29 protein-coding genes and 1 tRNA gene are annotated in these 26,673 nt (G+C 58.5%); 13 read left to right on the forward strand and 17 right to left on the reverse strand.

The annotated features are described in order from the left end of the window. Positions 1 to 1,503, reverse strand: a complete 1,503-nt coding sequence (gene guaB / locus ABIE28_RS10045) for an IMP dehydrogenase (RefSeq protein ID WP_354062507.1) — start codon at positions 1,501 to 1,503, stop codon at positions 1 to 3. Positions 1,504 to 1,659: 156 nt separating this feature from the next. On the opposite strand from guaB, the gene ABIE28_RS10050 reads away from it, so the two are divergent. Both ABIE28_RS10050 and ABIE28_RS10055 read left to right on the forward strand, forming a co-directional pair. After that, entirely contained in the window at positions 1,660 to 2,163 is a 504-nt protein-coding gene (locus ABIE28_RS10050; protein ID WP_354062509.1) for a hypothetical protein, read from the forward strand. A 93-nt stretch (positions 2,164 to 2,256) separates the two neighbouring features. After that, on the forward strand, positions 2,257 to 3,657 hold the full coding sequence (locus tag ABIE28_RS10055; protein WP_354062511.1) for an MFS transporter: 1,401 nt from the start codon (positions 2,257 to 2,259) through the stop codon (positions 3,655 to 3,657). A gap of 39 nt (positions 3,658 to 3,696) precedes the next feature. Here ABIE28_RS10055 and ABIE28_RS10060 read toward each other — a convergent pair whose 3' ends face one another. From ABIE28_RS10060 to ABIE28_RS10070, 3 genes are all read right to left on the reverse strand, one after another. Continuing rightward, on the reverse strand, positions 3,697 to 3,996 hold the full coding sequence (locus tag ABIE28_RS10060; RefSeq protein WP_354062513.1) for a hypothetical protein: 300 nt from the start codon (positions 3,994 to 3,996) through the stop codon (positions 3,697 to 3,699). A 68-nt stretch (positions 3,997 to 4,064) separates the two neighbouring features. Continuing rightward, complete coding sequence (locus ABIE28_RS10065; protein WP_354062515.1) at positions 4,065 to 4,805, reverse strand: RlmE family RNA methyltransferase; 741 nt, start codon at positions 4,803 to 4,805, stop codon at positions 4,065 to 4,067. Beyond that, positions 4,795 to 5,979, reverse strand: a complete 1,185-nt coding sequence (locus ABIE28_RS10070) for a Ppx/GppA phosphatase family protein (RefSeq protein WP_354062517.1) — start codon at positions 5,977 to 5,979, stop codon at positions 4,795 to 4,797. The genes ABIE28_RS10065 and ABIE28_RS10070 overlap by 11 nt, the downstream gene beginning before the upstream one ends. Before the next feature lie 228 nt (positions 5,980 to 6,207). Here ABIE28_RS10070 and ABIE28_RS10075 point away from each other — a divergent pair. After that, positions 6,208 to 6,281: transfer RNA gene (locus tag ABIE28_RS10075), tRNA-Gln, on the forward strand. Between the two features lie 206 nt (positions 6,282 to 6,487). Here ABIE28_RS10075 and ABIE28_RS10080 read toward each other — a convergent pair. From ABIE28_RS10080 to ABIE28_RS10090, 3 genes are read right to left on the reverse strand one after another with little or no spacing between them, the layout of a single operon-like run. Further along, positions 6,488 to 6,853 (reverse strand): hypothetical protein, encoded by a 366-nt coding sequence (locus ABIE28_RS10080; protein WP_354062519.1) that lies wholly within the window; start codon positions 6,851 to 6,853, stop codon positions 6,488 to 6,490. Beyond that, on the reverse strand, positions 6,850 to 7,575 hold the full coding sequence (locus ABIE28_RS10085; protein WP_354062521.1) for a Rha family transcriptional regulator: 726 nt from the start codon (positions 7,573 to 7,575) through the stop codon (positions 6,850 to 6,852). The genes ABIE28_RS10080 and ABIE28_RS10085 overlap by 4 nt, the downstream gene beginning before the upstream one ends. Before the next feature lie 10 nt (positions 7,576 to 7,585). Continuing rightward, positions 7,586 to 7,798, reverse strand: coding sequence for a hypothetical protein (locus ABIE28_RS10090; protein WP_354062523.1), 213 nt, complete (start codon positions 7,796 to 7,798; stop codon positions 7,586 to 7,588). Positions 7,799 to 7,916: 118 nt separating this feature from the next. Here ABIE28_RS10090 and ABIE28_RS10095 point away from each other — a divergent pair, with 118 nt between their 5' ends. The 3 genes from ABIE28_RS10095 to ABIE28_RS10105 all read left to right on the forward strand — a co-directional run bounded on the left by ABIE28_RS10095 (position 7,917) and on the right by ABIE28_RS10105 (position 11,212). Beyond that, the gene (locus ABIE28_RS10095) at positions 7,917 to 8,291 is read left to right on the forward strand and encodes a hypothetical protein (protein ID WP_354062525.1); all 375 of its coding nucleotides are present in this window, start codon (positions 7,917 to 7,919) and stop codon (positions 8,289 to 8,291) included. 418 nt (positions 8,292 to 8,709) lie between these two features. After that, positions 8,710 to 8,913: a hypothetical protein gene (locus ABIE28_RS10100; RefSeq protein WP_354062527.1), complete on the forward strand. Its 204-nt coding sequence runs from the start codon at positions 8,710 to 8,712 to the stop codon at positions 8,911 to 8,913. Between the two features lie 370 nt (positions 8,914 to 9,283). Continuing rightward, positions 9,284 to 11,212, forward strand: coding sequence for a hybrid sensor histidine kinase/response regulator (locus ABIE28_RS10105; protein ID WP_354062529.1), 1,929 nt, complete (start codon positions 9,284 to 9,286; stop codon positions 11,210 to 11,212). 107 nt (positions 11,213 to 11,319) lie between these two features. Here ABIE28_RS10105 and ABIE28_RS10110 read toward each other — a convergent pair whose 3' ends face one another. After that, a complete protein-coding gene (locus tag ABIE28_RS10110; protein ID WP_354062531.1) occupies positions 11,320 to 12,012 on the reverse strand; it encodes a DUF421 domain-containing protein in 693 nt (230 codons plus the stop codon). 173 nt (positions 12,013 to 12,185) lie between these two features. Between ABIE28_RS10110 and ABIE28_RS10115 the strand changes: the two genes are divergently transcribed. Continuing rightward, entirely contained in the window at positions 12,186 to 12,350 is a 165-nt protein-coding gene (locus tag ABIE28_RS10115) for a DUF3606 domain-containing protein (RefSeq protein ID WP_354062533.1), read from the forward strand. Between the two features lie 202 nt (positions 12,351 to 12,552). Next, positions 12,553 to 12,765 (forward strand): hypothetical protein, encoded by a 213-nt coding sequence (locus ABIE28_RS10120; RefSeq protein ID WP_354062535.1) that lies wholly within the window; start codon positions 12,553 to 12,555, stop codon positions 12,763 to 12,765. On the opposite strand, the gene ABIE28_RS10125 is transcribed toward ABIE28_RS10120, so the two are convergent. Next, positions 12,766 to 13,074: a hypothetical protein gene (locus ABIE28_RS10125; RefSeq protein WP_354062536.1), complete on the reverse strand. Its 309-nt coding sequence runs from the start codon at positions 13,072 to 13,074 to the stop codon at positions 12,766 to 12,768. It abuts the gene before it with no gap. Between the two features lie 161 nt (positions 13,075 to 13,235). Between ABIE28_RS10125 and ABIE28_RS10130 the strand changes: the two genes are divergently transcribed. From ABIE28_RS10130 to ABIE28_RS10140, 3 genes are all read left to right on the forward strand, one after another. Continuing rightward, positions 13,236 to 13,457 carry a hypothetical protein gene (locus ABIE28_RS10130; protein WP_354062538.1) on the forward strand — a complete coding sequence of 74 codons (222 nt, stop codon included), beginning with the start codon at positions 13,236 to 13,238 and terminating at the stop codon, positions 13,455 to 13,457. A gap of 582 nt (positions 13,458 to 14,039) precedes the next feature. Continuing rightward, positions 14,040 to 14,393, forward strand: coding sequence for a hypothetical protein (locus ABIE28_RS10135; protein ID WP_354062540.1), 354 nt, complete (start codon positions 14,040 to 14,042; stop codon positions 14,391 to 14,393). After that, positions 14,390 to 14,908 carry a helix-turn-helix domain-containing protein gene (locus ABIE28_RS10140; protein WP_354062542.1) on the forward strand — a complete coding sequence of 173 codons (519 nt, stop codon included), beginning with the start codon at positions 14,390 to 14,392 and terminating at the stop codon, positions 14,906 to 14,908. The genes ABIE28_RS10135 and ABIE28_RS10140 overlap by 4 nt, the downstream gene beginning before the upstream one ends. 613 nt (positions 14,909 to 15,521) lie before the next feature. Here ABIE28_RS10140 and ABIE28_RS10145 read toward each other — a convergent pair. Genes ABIE28_RS10145 through ABIE28_RS10160 form a run of 4 tightly spaced genes read right to left on the reverse strand, consistent with a single transcriptional unit; the run spans position 15,522 to position 17,453 of the window. Then, the gene (locus ABIE28_RS10145; RefSeq protein WP_354062544.1) at positions 15,522 to 15,872 is read right to left on the reverse strand and encodes a hypothetical protein; all 351 of its coding nucleotides are present in this window, start codon (positions 15,870 to 15,872) and stop codon (positions 15,522 to 15,524) included. Then, positions 15,856 to 16,311 carry a hypothetical protein gene (locus tag ABIE28_RS10150; protein WP_354062546.1) on the reverse strand — a complete coding sequence of 152 codons (456 nt, stop codon included), beginning with the start codon at positions 16,309 to 16,311 and terminating at the stop codon, positions 15,856 to 15,858. The genes ABIE28_RS10145 and ABIE28_RS10150 overlap by 17 nt, the downstream gene beginning before the upstream one ends. After that, a complete protein-coding gene (locus ABIE28_RS10155) occupies positions 16,308 to 16,682 on the reverse strand; it encodes a hypothetical protein (RefSeq protein WP_354062548.1) in 375 nt (124 codons plus the stop codon). The genes ABIE28_RS10150 and ABIE28_RS10155 overlap by 4 nt, the downstream gene beginning before the upstream one ends. 9 nt (positions 16,683 to 16,691) lie before the next feature. Next, complete coding sequence (locus ABIE28_RS10160) at positions 16,692 to 17,453, reverse strand: hypothetical protein (protein ID WP_354062550.1); 762 nt, start codon at positions 17,451 to 17,453, stop codon at positions 16,692 to 16,694. A gap of 379 nt (positions 17,454 to 17,832) precedes the next feature. Here ABIE28_RS10160 and ABIE28_RS10165 point away from each other — a divergent pair, with 379 nt between their 5' ends. Together ABIE28_RS10165 and ABIE28_RS10170 are read left to right on the forward strand one after the other, a co-directional pair. Continuing rightward, complete coding sequence (locus ABIE28_RS10165; protein WP_354062552.1) at positions 17,833 to 18,132, forward strand: hypothetical protein; 300 nt, start codon at positions 17,833 to 17,835, stop codon at positions 18,130 to 18,132. A gap of 697 nt (positions 18,133 to 18,829) precedes the next feature. Then, positions 18,830 to 20,761, forward strand: a complete 1,932-nt coding sequence (locus ABIE28_RS10170) for an acyltransferase family protein (protein WP_354062554.1) — start codon at positions 18,830 to 18,832, stop codon at positions 20,759 to 20,761. 198 nt (positions 20,762 to 20,959) lie between these two features. On the opposite strand, the gene ABIE28_RS10175 is transcribed toward ABIE28_RS10170, so the two are convergent. From ABIE28_RS10175 to ABIE28_RS10190, 4 genes are all read right to left on the reverse strand, one after another. Then, entirely contained in the window at positions 20,960 to 21,823 is an 864-nt protein-coding gene (locus tag ABIE28_RS10175) for a hypothetical protein (protein WP_354062556.1), read from the reverse strand. A 13-nt stretch (positions 21,824 to 21,836) separates the two neighbouring features. Further along, positions 21,837 to 24,005: a hypothetical protein gene (locus tag ABIE28_RS10180; protein WP_354062558.1), complete on the reverse strand. Its 2,169-nt coding sequence runs from the start codon at positions 24,003 to 24,005 to the stop codon at positions 21,837 to 21,839. 76 nt (positions 24,006 to 24,081) lie between these two features. Next, positions 24,082 to 26,139 carry a hypothetical protein gene (locus ABIE28_RS10185; protein WP_354062560.1) on the reverse strand — a complete coding sequence of 686 codons (2,058 nt, stop codon included), beginning with the start codon at positions 26,137 to 26,139 and terminating at the stop codon, positions 24,082 to 24,084. 18 nt (positions 26,140 to 26,157) lie between these two features. Continuing rightward, positions 26,158 to 26,673: a DUF6950 family protein gene (locus ABIE28_RS10190; RefSeq protein ID WP_354062561.1), complete on the reverse strand. Its 516-nt coding sequence runs from the start codon at positions 26,671 to 26,673 to the stop codon at positions 26,158 to 26,160.

Here is a 26,673-nt window from a genome sequence, read left to right on the forward strand (position 1 = left end):
CTACCTTGCGCTACGGTAATTCGGCGCTTCACGCGTGATGGTCACGTCGTGAACGTGGCTTTCGCTCAGGGCGGCGCCGGAGATCTTTACGAAGACTGAGTTGTCGCGGAAGTCCTGCAGGTTGTGGGCGCCGGTATAGCCCATGGAGGCGCGAAGGCCACCGGCGAGCTGGTGCAGCACGGCGCCGGCTGCGCCCTTGTAAGGCACCTGACCTTCGATGCCTTCGGGAACCAGCTTCATCTGGTCGCGGACGTCCTGCTGGAAGTAGCGGTCGGCGGAGCCGGAGCCCATGGCGCCGACGGAACCCATGCCGCGGTAGGATTTGTAGGAGCGGCCCTGGTAGAGATAAACCTCGCCGGGGCTTTCGTCGGTACCGGCCAAGAGCGAACCGACCATGACGCAAGAAGCGCCACCGGCCAATGCCTTAGCCATATCGCCTGAGAACTTGATTCCGCCGTCAGCGATGACAGGAACGCCGTGCTTGGCCCCCTCCTCGGCGCAGGCCATGACGGCTGCGAGCTGAGGAACGCCGACACCGGCGACGATGCGGGTGGTGCAGATCGAGCCTGGACCGATACCGACCTTGACCGAATCCGCGCCAGCTTCGATGAGCGCGCGGGTGGCTTCGGCGGTGGCGACGTTGCCGGCGACGATGCGTACGCCGTTGCTCTCGCGCTTGACGCGTTCGACGGCTTCAGCGACGCGCACGGAGTGGCCGTGCGCGGTGTCGATGACCAGAAGGTCGACGCCGGCGTCGATCAGCTGCAGCGAGCGCTCAAAGCCTGCATCGCCAACGGTAGAGGCGGCAGCAACGCGCAGGCGGCCCTGCGCGTCCTTGACAGCATTCGGATTGAGCTGGGCCTTTTCGATGTCCTTGACGGTGATGAGGCCGGTGCAGCGATAGTCGGCATCGACCACCAGCAGCTTTTCGATGCGGTGCTTGTGCAGCAGCACCTTGGCTTCATCCTTGGAGACGCCATCGCGCACGGTGATGAGCTTTTCATAGGTCATCAGTTCGCGGATCGGCTGGGCCGGATGGGACGCGAAGCGCACGTCGCGGTTGGTGAGAATGCCGACCAGCTTGCCGGTGGCGCGGCCACCCTTGCCGCCGTTCTCGACCACTGGAATGCCCGAGATGCGATTGGACTGCATCAGCGACAGGGCGTCGGCCAGCGTGGCGTCAGGACCGATGGTGATCGGATTGACCACCATGCCGGATTCGAAGCTCTTGACCTGGCGGACCTGCTCGGCCTGCTCTTCGGCAGTGAGGTTCTTGTGGATGACGCCGAGGCCACCAGCCTGGGCCATGGCAATCGCCATCGCGCTTTCGGTAACGGTATCCATGGCCGAGGAGATGATCGGCAGGTTGAGTGCTATGTCCTTGGTGACATAGGTGGAAATGTCAGTTTCCGTTGGAAGGATGTCGGAGCGCGCGGGCTGCAACAGCACGTCATCAAAGGTGAGCGCCGAGTCGCCGGTGATCGTGGTAATAATCTTTGCCAAGGCCAGACCTTTCCTGCCTTCTGATCAGATCAGAAATGTTGGAGTTTGAACCGGGCAGCTTCACGCTGGGTTCAGGTTGGCGAGGGTAAATAGCACCGGCATCAGGCGTTGCATAGGGGGCGAGGGCTCCCTTGGCGCATAGCAAGGATGACTCAGATGAATAGACGGATAATCGTGGCAGCCGCGCTCTGTCTGGCGCTGGCTCAGGGCGCAACAGCCGGTGAGCTCGACAGCTTCATCGCGCCGGTCGATGGTGCCAGCATTACCTGGTCGCGTAACTATGACGCAGCCCATCTTGCAGCGCACCCCGACCAGCTGGTGACGGCGATGCAGTTGGCGGTCAGCTACGAGATCTTCGACCCGGCCCTTGAGGGTCAGGTCAATTTCGAGCTGCAGGCGGCGCTGCGTGGCGGCAAACAGGGCGTCACCACCGGAACCTGCATGCCCTATGGCCAGAACATGTGGTGTGGCGTTGAATGCGACGGCGGCGGCATTCTGGTCAGCAAACGGCCGGGCGGCAGCGTGCTCGTCAATCTTGCCAATGTTGGCTACATCCGCATGTCGGAAGTGGGCTGTGGGGAAGACGAGAACAGCGAAGGTGGCAGTTTCGACCTGACATCGGGCAAGGACGACAAACTGTTTCTGCTCAACCGGCAGTAACGGACGCACAGTCTGGGTTTCGACTTTCCACGGCCAGCGTCGAGGTTCATAGAATAGTCAGCGCGTTTTCTGTCGCAGTCGATTCCCGGTCCAATGTCTTTCATTCGAGTCACTCCGCTCATATTGGCGGTCGCCCTGTTCATGGAGCAGATGGATTCGACCGTTATTGCCACCTCACTACCGGCAATTGCGGCCGCCATCGGCTCCGATCCCATCGCGCTGAAACTGGCGCTGACCGCCTATTTCGTGGCGTTGGCCATCTTCATTCCGATCAGCGGCTGGATGGCCGACCGCTTCGGCGCCAAGAATATTTTTCGGCTGGCGATCTTTGTGTTCATGCTCGGCTCGCTCGCGTGTTCGTTCTCGTTCTCGCTCGAATCGTTTGTGGCCTCACGCTTTTTCCAGGGCATCGGCAGCTCGATGATGACGCCGGTCGGCCGCCTGCTGCTGGTGCGGTCGACCCCGCGCAACGAACTGGTGTCGGCCATGGCGTGGCTGACAGTGCCTGCCCTGCTTGGCCCCGTCACCGGCCCGCTGATCGGCGGTTTTCTGACCACCTATCTGAGTTGGCACTGGATTTTCTGGATCAACATTCCCATCGGCATCGCTGGCATCATTCTGGCGGGCATCTACCTGCAGGTGCCAGATGAGCGGAACCCCCGCCCCATCGACGTCGTAGGCTTCATCCTTGCCGGCATAGCGTTTGCCGGCTGCGTGTTCGGCCTGTCGGTGGTCAGTCTGCCGGCGTTGCCGATTCTCTATGGCTATCTGACCATCGCCATCGGCGTAACCTCGGGCATTCTCTATCTGCTGCACGCCAAGCGCACCAAATATCCGCTGCTCGATCCTGCCCTGCTCCGTCATCGATTGTTCCGCGCCTCGATCATTGGCGGCTCGGTGTTCCGCATTGGGGTGGGTGCAGTGCCATTCCTGTTACCGTTGATGCTGCAGCTTGGCTTTGGGCTCAATCCGTTTCAGTCGGGCGCCATCACCTTCGTGTCGGCCATTGGCGCGATCATGAGCAAGTTCATTGCCGAGCGCGTCTATGCCCGCTTCGGCTTTCCGCGCATGCTGGGCTTCGCCTCGACCTTTGGTGGCCTGTTGATCTGCGTGAACGGCTTTTTCGACGCCGATACGTCCGTGCCAGTGATGATGACCGTACTGCTGATCGGCGGCATTTTGCGTTCGATCATGTTCACCGGCTCCAATGCACTTGGGTATGCCGACGTGAATGACGAAGAGGCCAGCCAGGCAACGGCAATCGTCGCCGTATGCCAGCAGTTGAGCATCGCATTTGGCGTAGGCATTGCTGGTGCGGTGCTGGAGCTGAGCACCCATCTGCGCGGCGGGGAACTGGCGCTGGTCGATTTCCAGGTCGCGTTCTTCGTGGTCGGCGGGCTGAGCGCGTTGGCCGGGCTGGTCTATCTCAGACTGCCCGCAAATGCCGGCTCCAATGTCTCGGGGCACGTGGCCTTCGTCAACAACAAGGAATGACCGGGGCAGAACCCCGGCCAAAAGCACTCGTTGGACCCCTCACGCGTCAGCGCGGCGGGCATATTCTTTGTTGAGGCGGGCAATGGCCGAGGTCAGCGCTGCTGCCTTCTGGCGGTTGCCACTATCGTTTGGTCCGGTATCGGACTGAGCGCCGCGCTGCGAACGGCGCTGACGCCGATCCAGTCCTTGAGCGCGATCACGACGCTCGCGCAAGCGGCGTGCTAGCGAGCGAAGGCCTTCAGAGTCCAATTCGGACAGATTGGGGTGACGGGTCTCGGCGACGAGTTCGCGCTCGTCCTTGTCGAGAATGCGGTCGTCGTTCTTACGGCTGCTGGCCATGTACACTCCTTTCGTTACAAACTTCGAATGCCTCAAGCGGCAAACCGTTCCGCGGCCTATTGGCGCGCTTACTCTTCGTCGTCGTCGTGTCTGGGCTCGCGTGCCACATCGCCTTTGAAGCCCTTGGCGATGAGGTAGGCCTCCGCCGAATCCTGACGGCTGGACGGAGGTTTAGCGTGAAAGGTGGTCTTGAAGTGGCGCTTGAGCATATGCAGCAATTCATGCTCGGTGCCGCCCTGGAACACCTTGGCGACGAACGTGCCGCCCGGCGCCAGCACGTCGATGGCAAAATCAGCGGCGATCTCGATGAGTTGCACGATGCGCAGGTGATCGGTCGGCCGGTGGCCCGTGGTCGGCCAGGCCATGTCGCTCATCACGATATCGGCCTTCTTGCCGCCCATGGCCGCAATCAGCTGGGCTGGCGCGTCATCTTCGGTGAAATCCTTTTGCAGCAGGATGACGCCGGCAATGGGGTCCATTTCGAGATAGTCGATGCCCACGATCAACGGATTTGCTTCGGTCGACCCGGTGGCCTTGGCGGCCACCTGGGCCCAGCCACCGGGCGCAGCGCCCAGATCGACAACGCGCATGCCCTTGCGGAACAGCTTGTGCTTTTCGTCCATTTCGCGAATCTTGAACGCCGCACGCGAGCGATAGCCCTCGGCGCGCGCCCGGGCGACATAGGGGTCGTTGAGCTGGCGTTCGAGCCATTTGGTCGAGGAGACCTTGCGCCCCTTCGCAGATTTGACGCGAATCTTGAGGTCCTTGTCGGACTTGCGCCCACCGGTGCCGAGAGCTTTATCCACCATTGCCATTCCTCCGCGGATAGCGCGACGCCCTGCTGTGGGCCCGGTCGGCGTCCATCAGGGAAATCAAAATACCTTCGCGCAGGCCGCGATCGGCCACACGCACTCGTTCCGTTGGCCATTCGCGGCGGATCGCCTCGAAAATGGCACAGCCGGGTAAAACCAGATCGGCGCGGTCGCGCCCGATGCAGGGATGGGCCACGCGGCGCTCAAAGGGCATGCCCAGCAGCACCTTCATGGTCTCATCGACCTCGTCGCGCTTCATCCACAATCCGTCGACCTTTTGCCGCTCATAGCGTTCAAGGCCGAGATGCAGCCCGGCCAGCGTCGTCACCGTGCCGGACGTGCCGATCAGATGCACCGGGTGGGTCGCGATCATCTGGCGCAGCTTTTCGCGGCCACGGAACTGTCGAAGATGTTCCGACACATGGGACACCATGGCTTCGAACACGTCATGCGTCACATCAATGCCGCCGAACTTTTCGGCAATCGACACCACGCCCACCGGCAGCGACTGCCAGGAGCGGATCGAGGCCGACATGCGGCCTTGCGACTTTGGCCGTCCGCCGCGGAAGTCGAGCCAGGCGAGTTCGGACGAGCCGCCGCCAATGTCAAACATCAGCGCGCCTTGCGCCGTTGCCTCGATCAGGTCGGCGCAGCCGGTAACGGCCAGTTCGGCCTCGGTGCGGCGATCAACGATCTCGAGTTCGATTCCCAGCTCCGCCTTCACGCGTTCCAGAAACTCTGCGCCATTCTCGGCGGCGCGGCAGGCTTCGGTGGCGATCAGCCGCATGCGTGCCGGCTGATGCTCGCGCAGCTTGTTGCGGCACTGGCGCAGCGCCTCCATGGTGCGCTCCATCGCCGCATCACCGAGACGCCCCTTTACGGAAACACCCTCGCCCAGCCGCACGATGCGGGTAAAGCCGTCGATGACGCGGAAGCCGTGGTCATGCGGCCGCGCAATCAGCAATCGACAATTGTTGGTACCGAGATCGAGAGCGGCATAGAGCGGACCGCGATGCCGTCGCGGATTTGTGGCGGCTGGTGTCCGCTTGTCCGCGGGAGGCCTGGGCGCGCCTGCCCCTGCCCTCCCCGCCAGCCCTGGACTGGACGGGGCACGGATCGCCGGCTCCTCGGTAAGCGAAGATACGGCGGCGGACCGATCGGAATCGGTCACAATAGTCTCCTGTCGTGCTCGGTCGACAATACCGGCCTTACCGGTCGCGCCCGAACGCACTGTTCATTACGTGTCATTTTGGACGGTAGTGCATGGGGGCGACGAGCGCAATGCCAGCGTCACCCACAACAGAGTCATCACAGGCGCTTGCAATCTCAATCGGCATTGTCTATGCAGACCCCGCGCCGCCGAACAACAGCCGCGCCACCGGCCTCCGGGCTCCCTTGCTGGGGAATAGTTCAACGGTAGAACAGCGGACTCTGACTCCGTCAATCTTGGTTCGAATCCAGGTTCCCCAGCCAAAAATTTCCCGATAAAAATCAAAACCTTAGCGCACATTCTCAGCGCAAGACGTCGCCTCTTATGTGCCATCTGTGTGCCGACGATTTCCTTGCATTTCCGGGGTTTTCCCGAGAGGTACGGCAGGTCCATGGCACATGAAACGGCACACGGCACATGCAAAAGCCCCGGCGATTCCACCGGGGCTTTCTATTGTGTCAGCTGATTATCAGGCCGCAGGCCGTACCGATTGTCCCAGCGCCATCTGGATGATTTCTGCTAATGGGCTTGAGGCGCAGCCGAAACTCGTCTCGTAGTGGATCAGCAGAAGGATGCGCCGCTCGTCGTGCTCTGCGTCATCGAAGCGGATCGCCCGGAGGCTATCCACGATGTCGCTGATGATGTTGCCGCACCAGTCTTCGCCAATCTGCACAATGAAGTCAGCTCCAGGCAGGTATTGCAGTTTGGCCTCGCTGTAAGCCCGAGGCTGGTTCTGCAGCCAGAGCGACGCCTCACTGACTTGCCTGATGCCGGCGAAGGCAAGTTCGTAATCGTCGATGGTCCACCCGACCATATTGAGGATTGGGAGGTTCATGCCGGGCCCTGCCCCTCTATCGGAATTTCCAGCGCATAAGCCTCGCGCCACACGTCGGCGTGGTATGCCTTCACTGTCCCATAGTTGGCATCGAAAATGTCGATGGACGGCACCCCCATTTCAACGGATGCCTGCTTGAGCAGGCGCCAGTTGAATGGCTGATCGTGATAGAGCGCCGACATACGCTTGACGGTTGCGTAGGACTGGGCGCGGTCAAGTTCAAGCTTTAGTGCATTGGCCTTTTTAGTCGCTTGGCTGGCGGTGTTCATGGCAGTTGCTTCGCGGCGACTGCCGATCTCCGCCTTGGTTCGATCTGCAATCTGGCGCGCTTCACGCTCATTTGCCCACGCACGAGCTGCCTGCACTGGGTCAGCAAAGTCAGGCAGAGCCAGGCCGGACGAAATTGAACGCTCCAACTCACGCATACGAGCCAGCACCTTCCTCCGCAACGGGGCGCTATAACCCAGCAGGAGGTTTTCGGTTAGGTCGCGATCCAGAATGTACTCGGTCTGCTCGCGGTTCATACTGTCGAGATAGATGCCCCCAAATTTGGGGATATCCTCGCCCAGGTCGGTAAGCATCTTTTCGATGTCGCGCTTTACGTGGTCGTGGCGCTTGCCCGTGAGTTCAGCAATCTCGCGGCTGGACATTGTGACAGGCGCGTTCGCGATATGTGCAGGTAGACGAGAGGGCTCCGAGGGAATATAGTTTTTCTCGTTCATATTCGTTTCCTTATCGGGGATCGTTGGAACCATGGCTCGGAGAGGTTGCCGCCTCTGCCGGGCTTTTTTCATTTTCGTGATTGGCTGCAAGCCCTCGCTCGATGAGCGTTCTTGCTGCGCCAGCCTTCGTTCCGATGCGATTGGCGAAGCGAAAATTCTGGATTGCCTGATCTTCGCTTTCAGTAAGCATCATCACGAAGCGACTTTGTCGCATCGCTTCCATTCCATTTACCCTTTTCCAAGTTTACCATGTTTACCAACATTGACATTCTTGCGCTGCATCGAACGCCATGTCAATTCGTGTTGGCAAAGTTGTGCAAGTTTTCCCACGAGGTCAACCGATGGCTGAAGAACTCAAGGACCACAGGGTAGTCACCATGATGACCCCGAGCGAACTGGAGGAGATCGACGATTGGATGTTTAAAAACCGCATCCGATCGCGAGGAGAGGCCATCCGCCGCCTGTGCCAGATGGGGATCATCTATGACCGCGAGGTGCGCCCGGTCGTTGAGCAAATTACAGAGCATATTCGCGCCAGCGTGGCCGGCGAGAAACCGAAATTGACCCAGGCCGAACACCAGAATCTTTTCGAGAATATGGCCATCTCGCTTTTCAATGCCGGCACTGTGTCCGCGAAACTGAAAGCGGAATCGACCGACGAAGCCATTAAGGCCCTTACGGACCTGTACGCCTACTATAAGAAAATGGGCGCTTAGTTGGACGCAAGGCGGCCAAGCGCGACACGAGATGAAATCGACGCGGATTCCGCTACGGGCCGGCTTCGATTGTATCTCGCCTATCTCATCCAAGAGCGAGATGCCGGTAGAGGCGAAGATGCGCGCAAGGCGCCAATAACGATGGACCTAGAACGGAAACCGGACGGTACCATTGGCCCAATCGATGACGACGAAAGTCGGGAATGAATTGAGATCGGCCTCACTCCTCACCCCATCTTTGCCGCTACGTGCACTAACTGGTCACGCAGCTCTCCAACGACACGCACCAGATCATCAGTAGCTTCGACCTGCTTTCGGTCCTCAAGCCTGTGGAAGTTACACTTTTACCGTTCCATTTATCGTGCCCTTTATCGCCGTGAGGTTGGTAGTCCACGGGGGCCTAGGAGCGATAAATATTATGACGAACTATACCCAAGTCAGGTTCGATCTTGAGGCAGCCCGTGAGGGCATCGGGACTGAAAATGCCGTTGACCAATGTCTCGGCCAGCTTCTTGATCACGTAATAGAAACCGTGCTGCGCATCGAGCATCTCACCGAAAACAAACGCAGTAATGTTCTGCAGTTCCCTGCCAAGTTTGGCAATTCGACAACCACCTCATGAAATGCTCAACTCCACCAATGGCAAGGATGAGTTCACTTGCCCAGGCGAGCGGGAGGTTATGATTTCTAAGCAAGTTTCTAAACTGCAGCGTTCACTCCGATGGGGCGCCACCTGCAACGGCTCAACCAACAATGACGGTGACGAGGTTTCCCGCGCCACAAGACCCTCTCCCGTTTGTGGCTGGTGAGCCGAGAAAGCGCACGTCTCTGCCGTCAGGCCTTTCTGTTGGAGCGATCCCGGCCAACAGTCGAATAGCAGTGTCTGGAAGTCTGCAAGCGCCAAGCAAATCCTACCGTGAGACATGGAACCAAGTTCCCCCCGGCGCGTTTCTTGTGGTTGATGCCCTCTGAAGGGTAATCCGGGGGGATAAATGATCAGTTCGGGCAACTTCGAGGCCTCCGGCAGTGCCGAGGGGCGCTACCAGCTGTTGGTCGAATCCATCAGCGATTACGCGGTATATATGCTCGATCCTCTGGGCACGGTGGTGAACTGGAACCTCGGCGCTGAGCGATTCAAAGGGTATAAAGCTCAGGAAATCATTGGTCAGAACTTTTCAACGTTTTACTCCGAAGAAGAAAGGCGGTCTGGGGCACCCAGCCGCAATCTGGCTAAAGCAGCCGCTGAGGGCCGCTTCGAAGAAGAAGGCTGGCGATACCGCAAGGATGGCACGCGCTTCTGGGCAAATGTTGTCATAGATCGCATCGTAGACCCTCTGGGCAGGATCGTTGGCTTTGCAAAGATCACGCGCGATCTCACAGAGCGCCGCGCCCGGGAAGAAGCCCTCCGTCAGAGCGAAGAACAGTTCCGCCTCCTTGTCAAAGGTGTGACGGACTATGCCCTCTACATGCTCGATCCAACAGGCAAAGTTGCTAGTTGGAACGCCGGTGCAGAACGCATCAAGGGATACGCTGAGGCGGAGATAGTGGGGCAACACTTCTCCCGTTTCTATACCGATTACGACCGCGACCAAGGCGAGCCCGAACGAAACCTAGAAATCGCGAAAACTGTGGGGAGCGTCGAGAGAGAGGGAACTCGCGTGCGCAGGGACGGCTCGACGTTCTACGCCCATGTGGTGATCGACGCGCTGTACAATGATCTCGGCGACCTCATAGGGTTCGCAAAAGTAACTCGCGATATCACGCAGCAACGGGAGACCCAAAAGGAACTGGAGCAGGCTCGTGAGGCATTGTTCCAGGCGCAGAAGATGGAGGCCATCGGTCAGTTGACCGGTGGTATTGCCCATGACTTTAACAATCTGCTCATGGCTATCTTGGGAAGTCTGGAAATTGCCCAGCGAAGGATGAAAGCTGACCCACGCATCTCACCCTTCCTAGACAACGCCGTAAAGGGTGCTCAACGTGGGGCGGCACTTACCCAGAGAATGTTGGCCTTCGCGCGACGCCAGGAGCTGGCCCTGGGTCCAGTGGACGTCATCGATAGCGTCCGGGGGATGAATGACATCCTTGAGCGGGCTCTCGGGCCGTCTATATTCGTAACCACCAACTTCCCGCTGTCGCTGCCACCCGTCCAAACGGATCGAACGCAGCTCGAGTCCGCGTTGCTCAACTTGGCGGTCAACGCGCGTGATGCAATGCCTTCCGGAGGTCCTATCGCAATTGCCGCGCAGCGCCGGACAGCGCGGGATGGTGGAAAACTGCGACCTGGCGAGTATGTCGTCCTTTCGGTCACCGATAGCGGGGAAGGGATGGATGAAGAAACTCTGGCCAAGGCGACCGAGCCATTCTTTACGACCAAAGGAGTTGGCAAGGGCACTGGACTGGGCCTCTCGATGGTTCATGGCCTTGCCGAACAATCTGGAGGCGCTTTTGTCCTAACGAGTCGGAGAGATCATGGCACTACTGCGGAGCTATGGCTCCCGTTGGCGTCGGGCTTAACACCAGAATTGTCGATTTCCGCAGCGATGACTACCTCTGCCGCGAGTACACCCAAACGAATTCTGGTGGTCGATGATGACTTCCTCGTCCTTTTGAACACGGTCACTATGGCCGAGGATCTTGGCCACGTGGTCTTCGAGGCATCGTCGGCCGAAGAAGCCTTGGCGCTGCTTAAGCGAGAAGACGTCGATCTTCTCATTACGGACTATGCCATGCCCAAAATGTCAGGCGGCCAGTTGGCCATGAGGGCGCGAGAGCGCAACCCCGACCTTAAGGTTCTAGTAGCCACGGGGTACGCTGAGATGCCCGGGGAATATAGGGGTAAGTTCGAGCGCCTCGGCAAACCATTCTCGGATAGCGAACTGCGCAGCGCTATCGAGAGAGCACTACTGGCAACTTCGTAGTGCTGTGGTTTACGCAGTCTGCTTCTAGCAGAGAGCTGTCGGGGACCGGTATAGTTTTGAGAACTGAAGAAGCGTTGGATGCAAGGATAGCTGCGCTACGGCCCGTGTCATGGTTGGGCGATCACCCATGCCTCATGCTTACAGCTGTCGTTAACTGGCACGTGCGCCCCGCCCGCACTCACCACGCCGCATCGCCTGCATGCCACAAGGTCGCTGCCGTGCTCGCGTGGATTAATCGCTGTAGGCGCCTCGATTTCCCAAGGGGGCACGATTGCCAATCCGGCTCTAGGGTCTTCCGATTTGAAGACCGTCAACACGCCGTCCGTCTCGATGTACGCATGCTCCACTTGCCCCAGTTGCTCAACTCCATGCTGTCGAAGTTGCTGAAACAGTTCGCGCTGGGTCAGCGCCGTGCCCGCCAAAACTGCCGGACAGATCACCCCGTGTTGGATTGCCTCCTGCGGCTTGCCGTCAATGGCATGTTCAACATGCCTGTTGCGGGCCAATAATAGGTCGAGCCCCTTGTTGGCTAGAACCACAAGCGTCACCACTACGAGTGCGTGCAGCAAGGGGACTTCTGGGTAGAACATTGCGTCGCCGACTGCCGACCCCAAGGCGATTACGAGCAAAAACTCGACCGTAGAAAGCTGGCCTATTGCGCGGCTTCCGAGCCAGCGCAGCAATAACAGTGTGTAGACATATACAACCGCCGTTCTGAAGATGATCTCCAACATAAACAGCGGCGGTGCATCGCCGATCAACATGCGCTGTACGTCAAATGCCGAAATGTACGGGTCCATGCCAGCTCTCCCAACGAAACAGGGAAACCAGCGGCGGCACACATTGTTCCGCTCAGCGCATATCGTAGGCGCAGGGCATCGCGGAGTTTAGGGCGCGGACTCCTATCGAACCATCGCAACCGATGCGCGGCCGAAACATTAAAGGTGATGCACTGAACCTGAGGAGAGACAAAATGCCTAACTCCAAACCAGATCGTTCGAAGGTCGCCGGCGGTCAGGAGCACGAAGTGCGCTACGAAGCACAGAAGACCGGCGCTACCAAGTCGGAGGTCAAGGCCGCGGTAAAGGAAGTTGGAAACAGCCGTGACAAGGTTGAAAACAGGCTGGCCAAGAAATGAGCCGCAACAAGGTAATAGTCGGTGAGAACAGCGCCGGGAAGTCCAAGGTTGCTGATCCTCATCCCGCGACGGAAGAGCACTACGACCGTATCCCGCATCCAGGCGGCGCTAACCCACCCAAGGCGCCAGACACCGGGCCCAACAGCTACGCGCATGATGGCGGTCCGCCACCCCGTCCGCACAACAAAGGGGCAGGATCAGCATGACTTCAGTAAGGTTGGATGAAGACCTATTAAACGGCATTGAGAACTTTATAGCCGACCGCAATGATCCACCCCTCGGCAAAATGTCGCTCGAGGATGCAGTCAATGTCATTCTCGGCGATTGGCTGATGGGGCAAGGATACGTACCGCTCCCAGACGACCCCGACGAAACGATCACTCCAGCGCTAGAAGCAGCCAGAATTCCGAAATAGTCATTCCTGATCGTTGTAACGCCCCTTGGTCTCTCCCACCATCTTAGCCAGTTCGGCGAACGGCGGAACATCCCGATCTCCCGCCATATTGTTTGCAATGCGCAGCAGGCGAACTGGAAAAAGGACCGCGTCCCGGTTTGCGGGTGCCATGTCTTCGGTCATTCTGTCATCGCCCATTGCCGTTTGCTCTGTCACAGCAAGCGTGTGATCAAGCTCTTCGGTCGTCAGCACTCCCTTCACCACTAACGCTTGATTGACGGCAGCGACGGCCATGAGCAGCCCTTCGAGTTGTAGGTTGGCGGTGTTCATCAGGGTCTCCTTTTCGATAGTAACGCGGTTCGACAAGAAGCGATGCGATCACTGGAAGCGATTGGCCGACACAGGCGCAACGCGCATTGACGGCAAACAAAGTGTTGGAACCCCCGCACCTACCTCGCGTTAGCGCCCCAACCAGTTGGTGGAGCGAGATCATGGACTTGGAGTTAGACCGCTTTCACTGCATCGGCGACGATGGGCAGTACTATGTTGTGGTAGTCACCATCGACCAAACGCAGAAGTCTACTGGCATCAAGAACGTCACTGTATTGGCTAGCGATCCCCGATTTCATCTAGTCGGCGGGGAGACTGTGACCTTGGCCAGCGAGAACGTTTACCGCATCGTCAACACTGGAGTCGTTCTTCGACAAATCTGACGGAAGACACCTGCTTGCTGCCGTAGCGTTCACCGCTATATTCCTCTGAACACGGTTCTGAATGCCGTTTGTCTCGCCGCAGGAGCGACCAATGTCTACAGCTTCGAGGTGGCTAAAATGATGACCCCCACGCGGTTCCGAGAGTGCCTAGTCATTCTTCGTTGGCCGACCAACGTGCTAGCTGAAATCGTAGGACTGCAACAAAAGCAGGTCCTCACTTGGTTCGTTGGAGATAAGCCGGTCCCGCCATCCGTGGCGGAGTGGCTGGAGCAACTTGTTGCATTTGTAACCGAGCTGCCGGTACCAAAGATCGATCCGGAGCAATAAGCGCCCATGACACCTGCCCTCAAACCCAAACCAGCCAGAGAACTCGCAGCACGAGCCCTATGCAGGTTTGACGGTCATCCAGAGGATATCAAGTTCGAGGGAAAGTTTATGTGGCAGAGCTATCTCCCGCAGGCGGATGCGGTGCTGGACGCGTTAGACGAACCATCCGTTTCAAGGCGAGCGCCATAATGTCACGGAACTTTGCTGTCAACTATTCATTGACTGTTCAGACTCACCTATCATATTGATAGGCGCATGAGTGAACAGGACCCGGCCAAGATTGTGCCGCTCGTGCCCCGCGCTTCAGATGTCCAGGCGATGGTCAACCGACTTGCGCAGGACTCCAAAAACGTGAGTTGGCGCGCGCAGACACACGAGACGCATGCTGAAGGCAGAATGGAACTTAGGGACATCACCGACAGGATGATGTTCGACGTTCTACGCTTGGGTTACGTGAAAGGACAGATCGAGCTCGGGAAGAACCCCGGTGAGATTAAAGTGAAAATGTGTAAGAAAATGAAAGGACTTCGCGACGTTGGGGTTGTGACGATTGTCATGAACTCAGAACGTTTGTTCATCAAGACCGTGGAGTGGGAAGACCCCAAATGACCAAACCCGATTTCTTTTTTCATGGCGACAGTGAGCCGGCCGAAAAGCCTTATCACTACAAGGAGTGCGGGCTTCCAAACATCTACTTGGCTAACGGCTATCAACTTGAGACAGTGGATGGCGACGAATACGTGACCATTCACAACGTGGATGGTCTTTGGCGCGCAATTGCGATGAACTTAGTGTCCTCGCAGAAGCTCCTTCCGCCAAGCGCTATTAGGTTTCTGCGCGGACAAATGGATTACACTCAAGCCGAAATTGCGGACCTGTTGGGTGTGGACGATCAAACGGTCGCGCGCTGGGAGAAAGCTCAAGCACGCCTTCCCGGCCCGGCAGATAGGGCTATTAGGGTGTTCTACCTTGCGTCGGAGGCATCCGGCGACGAGGGCAAAGAGATGTTAAAAAAGCTCGTCGAGATGGTGACAGATCTCGTGGAGAGGGACGCTCCGCTAGAAGATAGCGTCGTTTTCTCAACGCACAATTCTCATTGGGAACCCGAGCTGGCGACTTGCTAAAGCCAATGCTAGCTTAGTCACTGAAAGCCCGCCCTAACCGGCGGGCTTTTTGTTGGAACCGTCATGGCCATTGTGCATTAAAATCCTGACGCGGCCTATTCGCGTCCCATCATGCTTTGATCCACTGCCCCGCTCCGGCGGGGTTTTTTTGTTGAACCCGCCCCTGCCACATATAAAGTACGTGATTGCGAGAGTTGGATGACGTCCGCACTTTCGCCTGCAAGAAACTGCCCCGCCAGAGTGCGGGGCCTTTTTGTTAGGGCGCCTACTCAATTAGACGAATGCCGAATATCGTTTCGGCGGCCCACGACATTTTATCAGGCTGCGGCTCTTGCAGCTCGCAAAAGGGGCTTGAGCAGGTGTCCCAAGCCACCAGCTCGCCTCACCGATATGCGAACAGAAAAGCCGCCTGTCACGTGCTCTGTTGGCAGCATGAGGCGGCTTTGGGCGAGACCCAGCGCGGCTAAGATGATTGCGTCGACACCAAAATCGGCCGGGTCTCGCGCTAAGAATGCGGCCGCTCACCTTTGGTTCCGACAGCGCCTAAAGACTGATGGCGGATATTCCGCCAGCTTGAATTACATCCTAATGCCCATGGGCGGTCTCCCGCCGCTCACTTCACTTTTGCGGCCGCCCGAACGACCTCCGTGGTCAGATCATCGACCTTGCGCGCTAGCCCCTCGACCTTCTCGGTCAACCGGTCTGTCGCCACGGTATGAGCACGAGCCGTCACACTGGCCCCCGTTACCGCCACGGTAAGCCCGTCCACTGATCCTGCAGCCGAAAGCAACGCGGTTGGGTCGACGATGACAGCAGCCACCTGCGCGCCGCCGGATGCCGCCGGCGCGGTGTTTTGCCCCTGCCAAAGGCCAAGGTAGCGAACACCTATGATCAGCGCCAGCACCACGCCCAGGGTCACCAGCGCCAGCGGCTGGTCCGCAACCAAATCAAGCAGCTTTTCCATGCCGCGTTTCCCCTTGGTCGTGTGCAGCACGATGGATATTGACCAGCTCGCCTATGCCGAACAGTGGATAGATGGCGAGCCAGGTGCTGGCGACACCGGAGGACGCGAAACCATAAACGATGCCGAACCAGATTAGACAACCGACGCCGGCAGAGACTTGCCGGATCATCGGGGTGACGTGCCGTCGCGCGCCGTTGACGATGAGGCCGCCGATACGGGCAATCCCCAGTGCCATCATGATCCAGCCCAGCGCCGCGCCAGATGGAAACACGGCACGGAAGCCAGCCCAGGCGGGTTGGTCGAAAAGGTCGGGGCTGGCCAGCAGGACCAGCCCGAACATCAGCGTGTGGAAGGCCATGAACCATTCCATCATCCGAGGGCCGAACCTGTGCTGGATTTGTATCCAGAGGCCCGGCCCCGCGTGCGGGATCTTGTTCATTTGCCGGTGATCCGATCCCAGAGCGTGCGTGGCACCGGTGCGGCTTCTGCCAGTGCCTCGACCTTGCGGGTGGTGGAAACGCCCGTCCCTGACTTTGGCAGCGCGATCTTGGTGCCATCGGTGGTGACGACCTGCGGCTGGATTGTCGCCCGCAGCGATTTGACCTGGCTGTAGAGATAGACCGCCAAACCGAAGGCCGCTGTGATCGAAAGCCCGCCGCCACGACCCTGCAAGATTTCCTGCACTGCCGCCTGATTGGCCGGCGACATGTTGAGGTAGATGGGAACGAGCACGCCGCCAACGCCGGCAAGTTCCTGGCACCGGCGCCAGAGCCAGCCCGCGAGAGCACTTTGAAGAATGGATGCGAACATGAGGTCCTCCTAGAACCGGACAAAGAAAAGGCCCGCAACTGCGAGCCCGAGGGTGATGATGGTGATGATGCCCCAAGGCGGGGCCTTGCCCTTGGAGGGCTTGGGTAGCGGCGTGACGGGGATCGGCTTGGGCTTGGGCGCAGGCTCACCAGCGAGCCCGGCCTTGAGTGCCGCCTGATACAGCTCCGCATAGCCAGCGATCAGGTCGGCCTTGTCGGTGCCATTGATGACGCGACGGGCATTCTTCCAGTCGACCGCCGTGCTGGTGATATAGTCGCCCAGTTTCTTGCCGGTGAAGGTGCCGAGCATCGAGCCCTCAACGAGGATGCGGGAAGCTACTGGCAACTGCTCGGCCAGTTCAGGCTTGCCGACAATGTCGACTCCGAGGCGCTTGGCCCAATCGGTGTAGTTACGCCGGCCGGTGATATGCGCCAGCCCGCGCCCCATGAACCGCTTGCCGTCACCGGCCTGCGTGTTGCCGAGGCGGAAGGCGAGACTGTTATGGGGATCGTCCTTCGTCCACGGCTTACCAAAGTCGCGCTCATATCGGCGCTGTGCGTTAGTCAGGCCCCAGATCTCCTTGAGCCATTGGAACCTGCCGGTTTCGTGATGCGCCGTCGCCATGAGATAGGCCAGCTTATGGGTCTGGCCATCGCCGTAGCGATCCCAGGCAGATGCGATGGCGCTGAGCCCTTCGACCTGCGCCTGATTGAGCTTTCCGTCGAACAGCGATGCGCGCACCGCGTCGAAGAACGCAGCGTTTAGGACCATGATGGCCTCCTTTGATACTGAGAAAAATGCACGTGCGGTCGGCGGTTCTGGCTGCAACCGCCCGCCCCTCGCCTCTAGGACAAATGTCCTCTAGAGTTAGTTTTGTTAAATGCCCAACGCAGTGCGGTGTGCTATCGCGGTTTTGAAAGAGAGCTCCAATGTCTCTAAAATATCGAGTTATAGATCTCCGCTCGGGCCTCATCGATCCAAACGAAATCATTGTCGAGGGCTCACGATCACCGGAAGATGCCGCGCGGCACGTACTGGGATGCGATCTTGTGAGAAGCGGCCAAAAGCGGGATTTGGCTGCCCGCGTCTACTTCAACCTACCAGAGCAGCCAGTCAGTATGGTCCGGCTCTACACCAAGGTTGAGGACAGATGACCGCGGCTCCGACGAATGGGGACGCTGCCCCAAGCGTTATGATGGACGAACAAAACACCATCCATGAGGTCGAAATCACTTCGGATGGGAAGACGCACCTCGCCACGTATTACGTCGAGTCCGGTGTAGTCCACGCCATGATTGAGGGGCAGAAGTTTATTGCGCCTGTCCTTCACCACTCAGTGGACGAAATCGTCACAATGATGATGAAGGGGCACTATCGGAACAAGGCCGCTCAGGAGAGCAAGGAAGAGGCTTGGCAGCAGTGGACCAACCCGCAAGACACATCAAAGTAGGTCCCGACCCTGCGTTCCCCAGTCGGGTGCAAACTATTGTGGTCAAAAGATTTCTGATCGGAACCTATTCCGGCTCCGTTCATTCTTCATCGAGGTCGCAAGATTTCATTGGCCGAGGCGGGTCGACGCTACCGCTTCGGCCTTTTTTTGCGTCTGGCTCCACCTATCCAGATATAGCCATTCTGCTATCGTCCCCCAGCAGCCTGACGCCCCTGATCCCAAGTTTTAGCCCGCTTGGAGAGCCATAAGACAAAGCGTCGGGCTGCACCGGCTTTGTCAGTGCCAAAGAAGCGCGCATGAATTTCAAGGTCCGCTGGTATCGCTATTGTCCGAGACGAAAGCGTCTGGAATTCACTGCTAGCGGTGAGCGTAACGGCATATCGTTTACTGCGGTCACTGACGTCCATTGCTCAAAGGCGCCGGCCACGCCGGAGAACGTTCACTTGGTGGCGCTGCTGCGTTTGACGGAAATATTCAGAGGACCGAGCGCTTCGGGACGTTGAGGCGCGAGTCCCTGCCGTCGAGGCTATGATGGCCTCCTTTGATGTGGACAAAGAAAAACCCGCCGAAGCGGGAGCCAGAAGAATGCCGTGGGTGATCGACGCTCGATACGCCCGAGATCGCCAAAAGCCGCACCCTGTCTTTACTTGCACGCTGACTTATGGCTTAGGAGGAGGCCAATTGAGCGGGGGCATTCGTGAGTACGAAGTCTGAATATCGCGCAGATATCGACGGGCTGCGCGCTGTTGCGGTCATTGTAGTCATAATGAACCATGTTGGTCTCAGCATCTTTTCTGGTGGCTTTGTTGGGGTAGACGTATTTTTCGTCATATCGGGGTTCTTCATCACCCGGATCATCGTCAACGAAATCGAGGCGACTGGAGCTTTCAGCTTCGCGCGCTTCTACAGCCGCAGAGCAAGACGTCTATTTCCAGCAGCTCTCTCAACAATTCTGCTTTCGTTTGCCTTTGCGTATCTGCTGTTTCCGGCTGCACTGTTTAGTGATTTTCTCGGCTCATCGATCTACGCGCTGACAAGCATTTCAAATTTTTTCTTCTGGTGGACATCAGGTTATTTTGACGCAGAATCGGTCACCAAGCCGCTACTGCACACATGGTCGCTAGCGGTCGAAGAGCAATTCTATCTAATATGGCCAGTACTAGCGGTAGTGCTGCTTACGAAAGCACCACGCTTCTCCGCTGTTGCCTTTTTGGGCCTAATTGCGCTGGCCAGCCTTGCCATCGGCCAATACTGGCTAAGCAACGATATGGCCATGGCCGCCTATTATCTACTGCCTGGGCGCGCAATGGAGCTGGGCATCGGAGGTCTTATGGTGTGGATCGTTCGCCGCCAGCCTCCGGCGGCGCTTTCATTTATGAAAGAACCATTGCTTTTGGTTGGGCTGGCGCTGATTGCTTACACTGCGCTCACCTATGACGAAACCACACCATTTCCTGGAATCGCTGCCCTTTTGCCCTGCCTCGGTGCCGCGATCGTGATCTACGCTGGCGATACGCGTTGGCTTGGTATGCTTTTGCGCAATCCGATTGCAGTCTGGATCGGCAAAGCCAGCTATTCGATCTATCTGCTACATTGGCCGTTGATCGTTTTTACGACCTATTTTGTATATCAGCCTCTGTCCGCTGAGCAAAAATGGACGCTCGTTGCAGTTGCGATTGGTCTAGGCTTTGCACAATATTTTCTGATTGAAGAGCGATTTCGTCATGAGCAAAAAGCGCGAGTATCGCGTGCAGCATTTGGACTGATATGTGCATTTTTGACCTGCTTGGCCCTGGTTCCCACCGCATCGCTTTGGCAAGAGGGCGGGGCGACTTGGCGCGTCCCAGCAGACCGAGCGTTTCGGTCTGCTGCGCAGTGGTATACGCTGGGCAAAGAGCAGTACTGTAGCACACCCAACCCCGCATTTCCCGCCAACATCGTCACCTGCCAAAACTATGTTGGGTCAGAAAAGAGCCTTTTCGTCTGGGGTGACAGTCATGCTGAACATTTGGCTGCCGGCCTAGCCAACGCTTACCCGCACATCAACATCTACATTTTGTTTGGCGGCGATTGTCAGCCGCAAGTCGGGTTTCTCGGCTATATGCGCGCGGCTAGCGCATCATTTAATGAGCGATGCAGCCAGCGAAACGAAAAAGCACTTGAGTTTCTGAAGGTTCAGAATCCATCGAACATCATCCTCGCGTCTGCGAAGCGGTCAACCCCCAACCTCGTCGCCCCTCCGACGATTTGGCTGACAGAACAGTTGCAGGCAGAGGGCCACAACGTTCTCGTTCTTGGTGACTTTATTCGACCCGGTGTTGACTTGGCCGCTTGCTTTTCCGCTCCGGCGTATCTCCTGACCGACGACATTAACCGTCAGCGGTGTGCTGGTGTCGCTTCGATTCAGAACGCAGAACTAGAGTTTAACGACAAAATGGAAGCGCTAGTTCCTGGATTTCTCAACCCAAACTCTGCCCAATGTCCTGATGCAAAATGCGTCGTCGCGCGCGGCAATACACCTTTATTCAGAGACAGCCATCACCTGACAACTCAGGGTTCTCGCGCTTTCATAGCGCTGATCAAGAGTAGGTTGACCAAATTTATTAAGCAGATGGATGATCCGGCCTAGTCAGGCCGAACTTTTGTCTCCAGCGTGGACAGTCTTTGGTCGAGGTCCTTCCATGCCGCAACAAGGTGCGGAACTAGCTTTGAATAGTCCACCGACCAAGGTGCGAAGTCACTGTCACCGGGCTCACCATACCCGTTTGCCACTGCGGCCGGAAAGACCTCATAAAGCTCTTGCGCAATAGAGGCTCCTGTCGGTGCGCTATGACGTCACAACGTTCCGATGACCTCGGGCGATCCGCAGCAGTGCCGCGCGCTCATCGGCATTGAGCGCGCGACCAAAACCGAACGAGGAGAGGCCCCAATCATTGTAAGTGGCGGCATTTCTGCCCAGCCAGATTTGGTCGCTAATGGCGGTGGACGGGTTGGCGTCGGACGAGGCAATCAAGTCGTCGTTGTGATACAGCTCGACCCGAGTCGCAGAGACCCGCTGCAGGAGCCAGAACCCGGTACGCGCCAGCCCCGACCGGCTGCCGACAACCTGCGAGGTGCCGTTGATTCTGCCGATCGCATTGGAGCCGGAGCTACCGCCAAACCATGGAGCGAGTCGGAGGTTGGTCCCGCCAGAGTTTCCGAACAGGAAGGTGTCGGAATGAGTGTTTGCGGCTCCTGCATCCTCAAGCCACGCCCAAACGCAAGCACTGTTGAGGCTGTACTGACTTCGGATCGGCTGCGACCCGCCGTAGAGCGTCAGGAAGCTCGAATTTGCCGCGACTGTCTTTATACCATGATCATAGATCACGCCCCCGCCCGAAACCACGGCCGCAGCGGCGCCGCCAGGGACGAAGTCGATCAGCGAACCCGCCGTCGCCCCGGTTCGGAAGCACGCTAAATCGAGGGCACTGAAAAGACCAGCAGCACGAAGCTCCGCCCAGGTCCGGCTTATGCGAGTTGTTCGAAACGGCGCATCGGCGAAGCCAGAAAATGGGTAGCCGAGAGCGTTCAACAGTTGCCTGTGGTCGCCTTGTTCGGGTGGCGGGATCATCGGTCTGATGTTGGTCAGCGGATTGCCGATATTACCTGGTGCCGAGAATTTGCCGGGCAGGTCCTGAAATTTGTAAAGCACGGGAATCCCCTAGTTAAAACGTTGGCACTGCGAGTTGCTGGATGACACCCCAGTTGTAGAGCGGGAAATCATCGACCAGGCTGAGATCGGGCCGGCTATCGCGGACGTTGCCACGCTGGTCGGCTGCCGTAGTCTTGGGGCTGGTCTGAGGTGAGGCTGCATACTCTACGAACTCGCTGGTGCCGGAAGGTGTTGTGGCCAATTCCAGCACTATAGTGCCAACTCCTGTTCCCGTTCCGGTGTTGGTGATTGACGCAGACGTGATGCCGATCGCCCCGGTGCTGTCGCGATAGGTGAAGCCCTTAACGTCGCGTTCCGGGATAATCGTGGTGTCGAACACTAGCGGAGGCACAGGGACATCATAGGTCAGTGTCACTGTCGTCCCAGACCGGACGGCACCTTTCATCTGGACGACCTTCCGCGTCGGGCCGCGCCAGAACGCATCTCGCCACGCCAGTGCCATGTACTCGCCGAAGCGCTCCGAGCCAGGCCCACGGAAATGCTCATAGTCTGAGGAGACGTAGTGGTCGCGTGCCACATATGCAGCCGTCGCGATATGGAAGTATGGAAGGTTGTTTGCAGCGTCCAGCATCGGCTGCACCGAACTCGTGAGGGGCTGACTGGACGAGCGGCTGGCGCGCTGGACCATGAAAAAGTTGACCGGCATGTCCTGACCGGTGATGGCCTTGATGTCCTCGTCAACGTTGGCCTGCCATTCGAGCAAGATTGTGTAATAGGCAGGATCATCTAGCGCGCCATGGATATGCAAGCACCCATCGACAACCACCGTCCAGCCTTCAAGGGCAGCCAGATCGCGCAGCCTCTCAAGTGCCGTCAGCATATTGGTCCAGATGTACGTCCCCCGCTTCAGGGCTGCATAGGCCTGCCCGCCGCGCGCGGCGATGAAACCGCACATGCGGTGCTGGATGCCAAGCTGTCGCGCCTCATGGGCCAGACGCGTGGTGAAGCCTTCTAGCGGCGTTTCCCCGACAACCATGCTGCCAGGGAAGGACTTGGCGATCATGGGGGTGAAGCCGACAATAGCGTCCGGGTCGATCAACACACCATCGCCGGCCCCGGTTGGACTGACGCCAACCCAGACATTGGAGTTAGCCCCGATATCGGCCATCAGGGCATCTTCGGGATAGGGTTGCGTGGTAGTAACCAGCGTCGTTGCGGAACCATGACCCGACATCAACGACTGGCCGAGGCCGATGATGACGTGCAGGACATTTTTGGAGTCCGGCACCATGAGGCCGCTGCCAATTTCCCCGCGAACCGTGCGCGTGTCGTTAATCATTGGCCGATTGATGATGGCCCGCACAGCGTCGGCACCGAAGCTTTCAGCATGCAGGACCGTCAGGCCGCCAAGATCGGCAACCTTATCCTCGGGCGCCCCCAGGCCATGCAGTTCGTTGCCGGTCACGAAATACTCGGCAGCACTGCCCGACACTGCCGACGATGCGTCCGACTCCGGAATAACCAAATTGTTTTCGGTTACGCGCGAGGGTGCGCTGTCCGGATCGCTGCCTTCCCCAACATACCATCCGAGGCTGACCAGGTACTGATCCTCCGCCGCAGTGGTCAACGCCTGCACTTTGTCGGCATATGGCACAGCAGTAGCAGACTTCACAAAAGAGAGCGCCGTGGTGCCAACGGTGATGGTGCCGGTGTTGGTAAGCGCCCACGTCTCTCCAGCATGCGTGCCGGCGTCCACCGTAAAGTAAGCGCCCACCAGCTCGTCCCCCGTATCCATATCAGTAGCGCGGATAGCCGACCCTGCCGCCTGCACGATATGGACACCGTTTTGCGACGCCACAGTCTGTCCGGTCAGTGCCACCCGGTCTCCGACCACCAGGACGATGCCGTCGACCGTATCGCCAGCTTCTAGTGCATTGGCGATATTGACATTGACGGTGACCAGCAACCGGACTGAGGCCTTGGGTGACCTGACACCCGTCGCCGCCAAAGCTTCGACATCGTTAATGCGGATGCCGATCGCCGTTTCGGCCGCACGGGCGCGGTCGCTCTCGGCGGTCACGGCAACCGCAACGGAATCAGTGCCGCCCTGAATCCCTTTCAGCAGCGTGCGAATTTCGGACTTTTTTGGATTATGATTGCCGGAGGCAGGGACGCCAGCCACATCGTAATCTCGCCATACCTGATCGATCGTTTGGGGCACGACAGAACCCTTCCATAAAAGAAAAAGGCCGCCCGATGGGCAGCCGTTGAGTGTTGATTTTTAGGGTGCGGCTTCGCTATGTGACGGTGATCGCGCCTGTCGGCACGGGAGCTGCGGCAGTACCCGAGCCATTGATAGCGACGACAAAGCCGTAGAGAGTGCCGGCGCCTGCAGACACAGTGCGGTCGTCCACCACATTGGGCGGGCCGTACTCGACCGCCACCAGAGTTGCGCCGGTCATACTGTTGGTAGAATTCAGGTATAGGCGGGCGCCGACATAATTGGCGCTATTCGGCGCGGTCCAGTGGAACGTCACCTGCCCCGCTGCGCCAATCGCAGATACGCCGGTTACGACACCGGGCGGCACGGGATCAGCGGTAGCGGTCCGAATGATGTCTGGGGTTCTTTCCGAGGCGGTGCCGCTTGACCATGTGCGTGCGCTAAACCGATAGGCCACGCCATCGGCCAGATACATGCTTCGGACGGTGAGTTCCCCACCAACGCCGAGACGTGTTTGCACCTCACCGCCCGATACCTTCTGCCACTCCAGTTCGTACTGGAAGGTTTCATCCTGAAAGGCGAACGACGCCTCGGCAAAGGCCGCCGTTGATCCGCCGCCGACATCCTCTTGGCGAATGGTGACATCAAACCCATCTGGCGCCGGAACGTCTTCACGTTCCACCGGCAGCACGTTGGCACCAGGTGCGCCTTCTTCGGTCGCCGCATTGAACGCGTAGAGGTTCGCAGGCACGACGATACCTTCGAACTCGTAAGTCAGATTACGCAAGGAAAGCGTCGGCCGACCAATGATCTCGATGACGGTCTCCGTCAGCCGAGGTGGACAGTGGATACGCACAAACCGGCGATACGGGACATTTCGGGCTGGTTCATAGTGGGCAAGGATTCTAACCCTTGGCGCATTGGCTCGGATGTAGGCGAGCTTCTGCATGCGGGAGATGTGGTTGTGCCGCTGCACGGCCTGATTTTCGACGGTCTTGGTACGCTCATCATCGGTGGGATATGGCACACCGTAGATTGCTGCATCGGCGGTGTTAAAGCCCTTCTCAGGATCGGTGTAACGCCCACGCATAGCGAGCACGTTTGAAGCGCGCCGCTTGTTCGGATCGAAGCCTACCGAGATGAGATCGTTCGCAGTCAGGCGGATATCGGGCTCGACATATTCGCCAGCATGCACGCCGACTTTGCCATCGGCCCGCTCGTAGACCACCAGTTCGGCCGCCTGGTCCATCAGTCGGCCAACCTGCACCGGATCGTTATTCGCCCGGAACCAGAACCCCCCATGATAGCGGGGTTCGGGCTTGTCTTCGCGATTGAGCACGATCTGATCGGCGACTGCGGCTGCGCGAGCCCAGTCGGGATCATGCATGTCGCTGCGCTTGAGCTTCGCGCCAACCGGGTGCGTCATATGCCAGTATCGAAACACCGCGAGGTTTTCGCTATAGCCTGCTGCGCCGGTGCGCGGGTCAATCAGCCGGTCATGCCCCTCGCCAATCGCGGAATGCAGCGGCATGTGATTGGGAAACACCTTCTGAAGGTCTTCAGCCTTGACGCTTGCAACGCGCAGATAAACAGACGCCAGGCCATCCCCTCTGTGGTTCGCGGTCCAGATCGAAGGAAAGGCTGAAACGAGTGCCGCATAGGCTGTGCTGGCATTGTTGCCGAGGCGCGTATCAATGCGGACCTTGCTATTTTCGTTCAGCACAAAGTGCTTGGGGGTGGTCACAGAGGTCCCGGTTAGCGTCACCTTCTCATCGTGCAGATAGTGAGTGTTGAAGCCACGAATGTGGTGCGCCGCCCAGACGATAACGTGGTGAGCAGTTCCTTTTTTCTCCTCTAGAAAGGCGTAGTCGCCCGCCTTCTTGTTCCTGCCCAGAACGTAGGCCAGTGACGGCACCGACTGCTTGAGGTTGTATTTTCCATCCTCGGGCTTTGGCGCGGACGTGCTTGGAGCGAAGGCGGCCGACAGCAGGTACGCGCCACCAGCCAGCAGCAGGTAAGACGCGCCGAGCGCGATCGCCCCCACTGTAGCGCCGAACGCCAGCCCCGACAGTCCGAGACCGATCAGCGCGTTGGAAATCCACGGCACCAAGGCCGTCGCAAGAAGTTGTGGCATGTCGGTTTCCTAGATGCGCTAGACTCGCCACATCGCGATTGGCTTGGCCGCAAAGGGCACCCAGCCGTCGCCGCCACCCCACTTCACCAGCCAACGGAAGCCGTTCCAAATGGCGGACCATTGCCGCTTCTGGTCGTGCTGCGAGCCAATGACTGCGATACAGCCAAGCTCGGGCTCGTGGATCGGCTGGAGACCAGCATTGGCAGCACAGGCAGCGATATGGTTCGCAAGGCCACCACGGCGCTCTAGAAGGGCTGCGCAGCTATTCTCATCGTCATAGGTGCCGCGCCATTCAGCGCCCGGATCAGGATGGCCGTTGAGTGCCACCCAATCGGCAATCGACATGGAGCAGTCCGACTGCCCCCAAACATATGGTCGGCGCGTCAGAATGAAATCTTCCAGCCGGGAAAGACGTTCAATCAACCCGTCTTCGCCATGGTGGCTGCGGATCGCCCGAACCGACCACATCGACATGATGGGGCGTTCTTCCGCCGCCTCGATCAGGGCGCGGGTGTCGTGTCTTGTCCAGTTCAT

The organism is Devosia sp. 2618 (assembly GCF_040546815.1).
Lineage (GTDB): Bacteria > Pseudomonadota > Alphaproteobacteria > Rhizobiales > Devosiaceae > Devosia.

Coding starts and splice junctions, on each gene's coding strand:
- ABIE28_RS10050 (WP_354062509.1), top strand. CDS start 1,660: ATGAATAGACGGATAATCGTGGCAGCCGCGCTCTGTCTGGCGCTGGCT.
- ABIE28_RS10135 (WP_354062540.1), top strand. CDS start 14,040: ATGAGTGAACAGGACCCGGCCAAGATTGTGCCGCTCGTGCCCCGCGCT.
- ABIE28_RS10120 (WP_354062535.1), top strand. CDS start 12,553: ATGACTTCAGTAAGGTTGGATGAAGACCTATTAAACGGCATTGAGAAC.
- ABIE28_RS10115 (WP_354062533.1), top strand. CDS start 12,186: ATGCCTAACTCCAAACCAGATCGTTCGAAGGTCGCCGGCGGTCAGGAG.
- ABIE28_RS10060 (WP_354062513.1), bottom strand. CDS start 3,996: ATGGCCAGCAGCCGTAAGAACGACGACCGCATTCTCGACAAGGACGAG.
- ABIE28_RS10100 (WP_354062527.1), top strand. CDS start 8,710: ATGACGAACTATACCCAAGTCAGGTTCGATCTTGAGGCAGCCCGTGAG.
- ABIE28_RS10160 (WP_354062550.1), bottom strand. CDS start 17,453: ATGGTCCTAAACGCTGCGTTCTTCGACGCGGTGCGCGCATCGCTGTTC.
- ABIE28_RS10095 (WP_354062525.1), top strand. CDS start 7,917: ATGGCTGAAGAACTCAAGGACCACAGGGTAGTCACCATGATGACCCCG.
- ABIE28_RS10190 (WP_354062561.1), bottom strand. CDS start 26,673: ATGAACTGGACAAGACACGACACCCGCGCCCTGATCGAGGCGGCGGAA.
- ABIE28_RS10055 (WP_354062511.1), top strand. CDS start 2,257: ATGTCTTTCATTCGAGTCACTCCGCTCATATTGGCGGTCGCCCTGTTC.
- ABIE28_RS10080 (WP_354062519.1), bottom strand. CDS start 6,853: ATGAACCTCCCAATCCTCAATATGGTCGGGTGGACCATCGACGATTAC.
- ABIE28_RS10085 (WP_354062521.1), bottom strand. CDS start 7,575: ATGAACGAGAAAAACTATATTCCCTCGGAGCCCTCTCGTCTACCTGCA.
- ABIE28_RS10140 (WP_354062542.1), top strand. CDS start 14,390: ATGACCAAACCCGATTTCTTTTTTCATGGCGACAGTGAGCCGGCCGAA.
- ABIE28_RS10145 (WP_354062544.1), bottom strand. CDS start 15,872: ATGGAAAAGCTGCTTGATTTGGTTGCGGACCAGCCGCTGGCGCTGGTG.
- ABIE28_RS10165 (WP_354062552.1), top strand. CDS start 17,833: ATGACCGCGGCTCCGACGAATGGGGACGCTGCCCCAAGCGTTATGATG.
- ABIE28_RS10065 (WP_354062515.1), bottom strand. CDS start 4,805: ATGGTGGATAAAGCTCTCGGCACCGGTGGGCGCAAGTCCGACAAGGAC.
- ABIE28_RS10130 (WP_354062538.1), top strand. CDS start 13,236: ATGGACTTGGAGTTAGACCGCTTTCACTGCATCGGCGACGATGGGCAG.
- ABIE28_RS10125 (WP_354062536.1), bottom strand. CDS start 13,074: ATGAACACCGCCAACCTACAACTCGAAGGGCTGCTCATGGCCGTCGCT.
- ABIE28_RS10110 (WP_354062531.1), bottom strand. CDS start 12,012: ATGGACCCGTACATTTCGGCATTTGACGTACAGCGCATGTTGATCGGC.
- ABIE28_RS10150 (WP_354062546.1), bottom strand. CDS start 16,311: ATGAACAAGATCCCGCACGCGGGGCCGGGCCTCTGGATACAAATCCAG.
- ABIE28_RS10090 (WP_354062523.1), bottom strand. CDS start 7,798: ATGGAAGCGATGCGACAAAGTCGCTTCGTGATGATGCTTACTGAAAGC.
- ABIE28_RS10155 (WP_354062548.1), bottom strand. CDS start 16,682: ATGTTCGCATCCATTCTTCAAAGTGCTCTCGCGGGCTGGCTCTGGCGC.
- ABIE28_RS10105 (WP_354062529.1), top strand. CDS start 9,284: ATGATCAGTTCGGGCAACTTCGAGGCCTCCGGCAGTGCCGAGGGGCGC.
- ABIE28_RS10185 (WP_354062560.1), bottom strand. CDS start 26,139: ATGCCACAACTTCTTGCGACGGCCTTGGTGCCGTGGATTTCCAACGCG.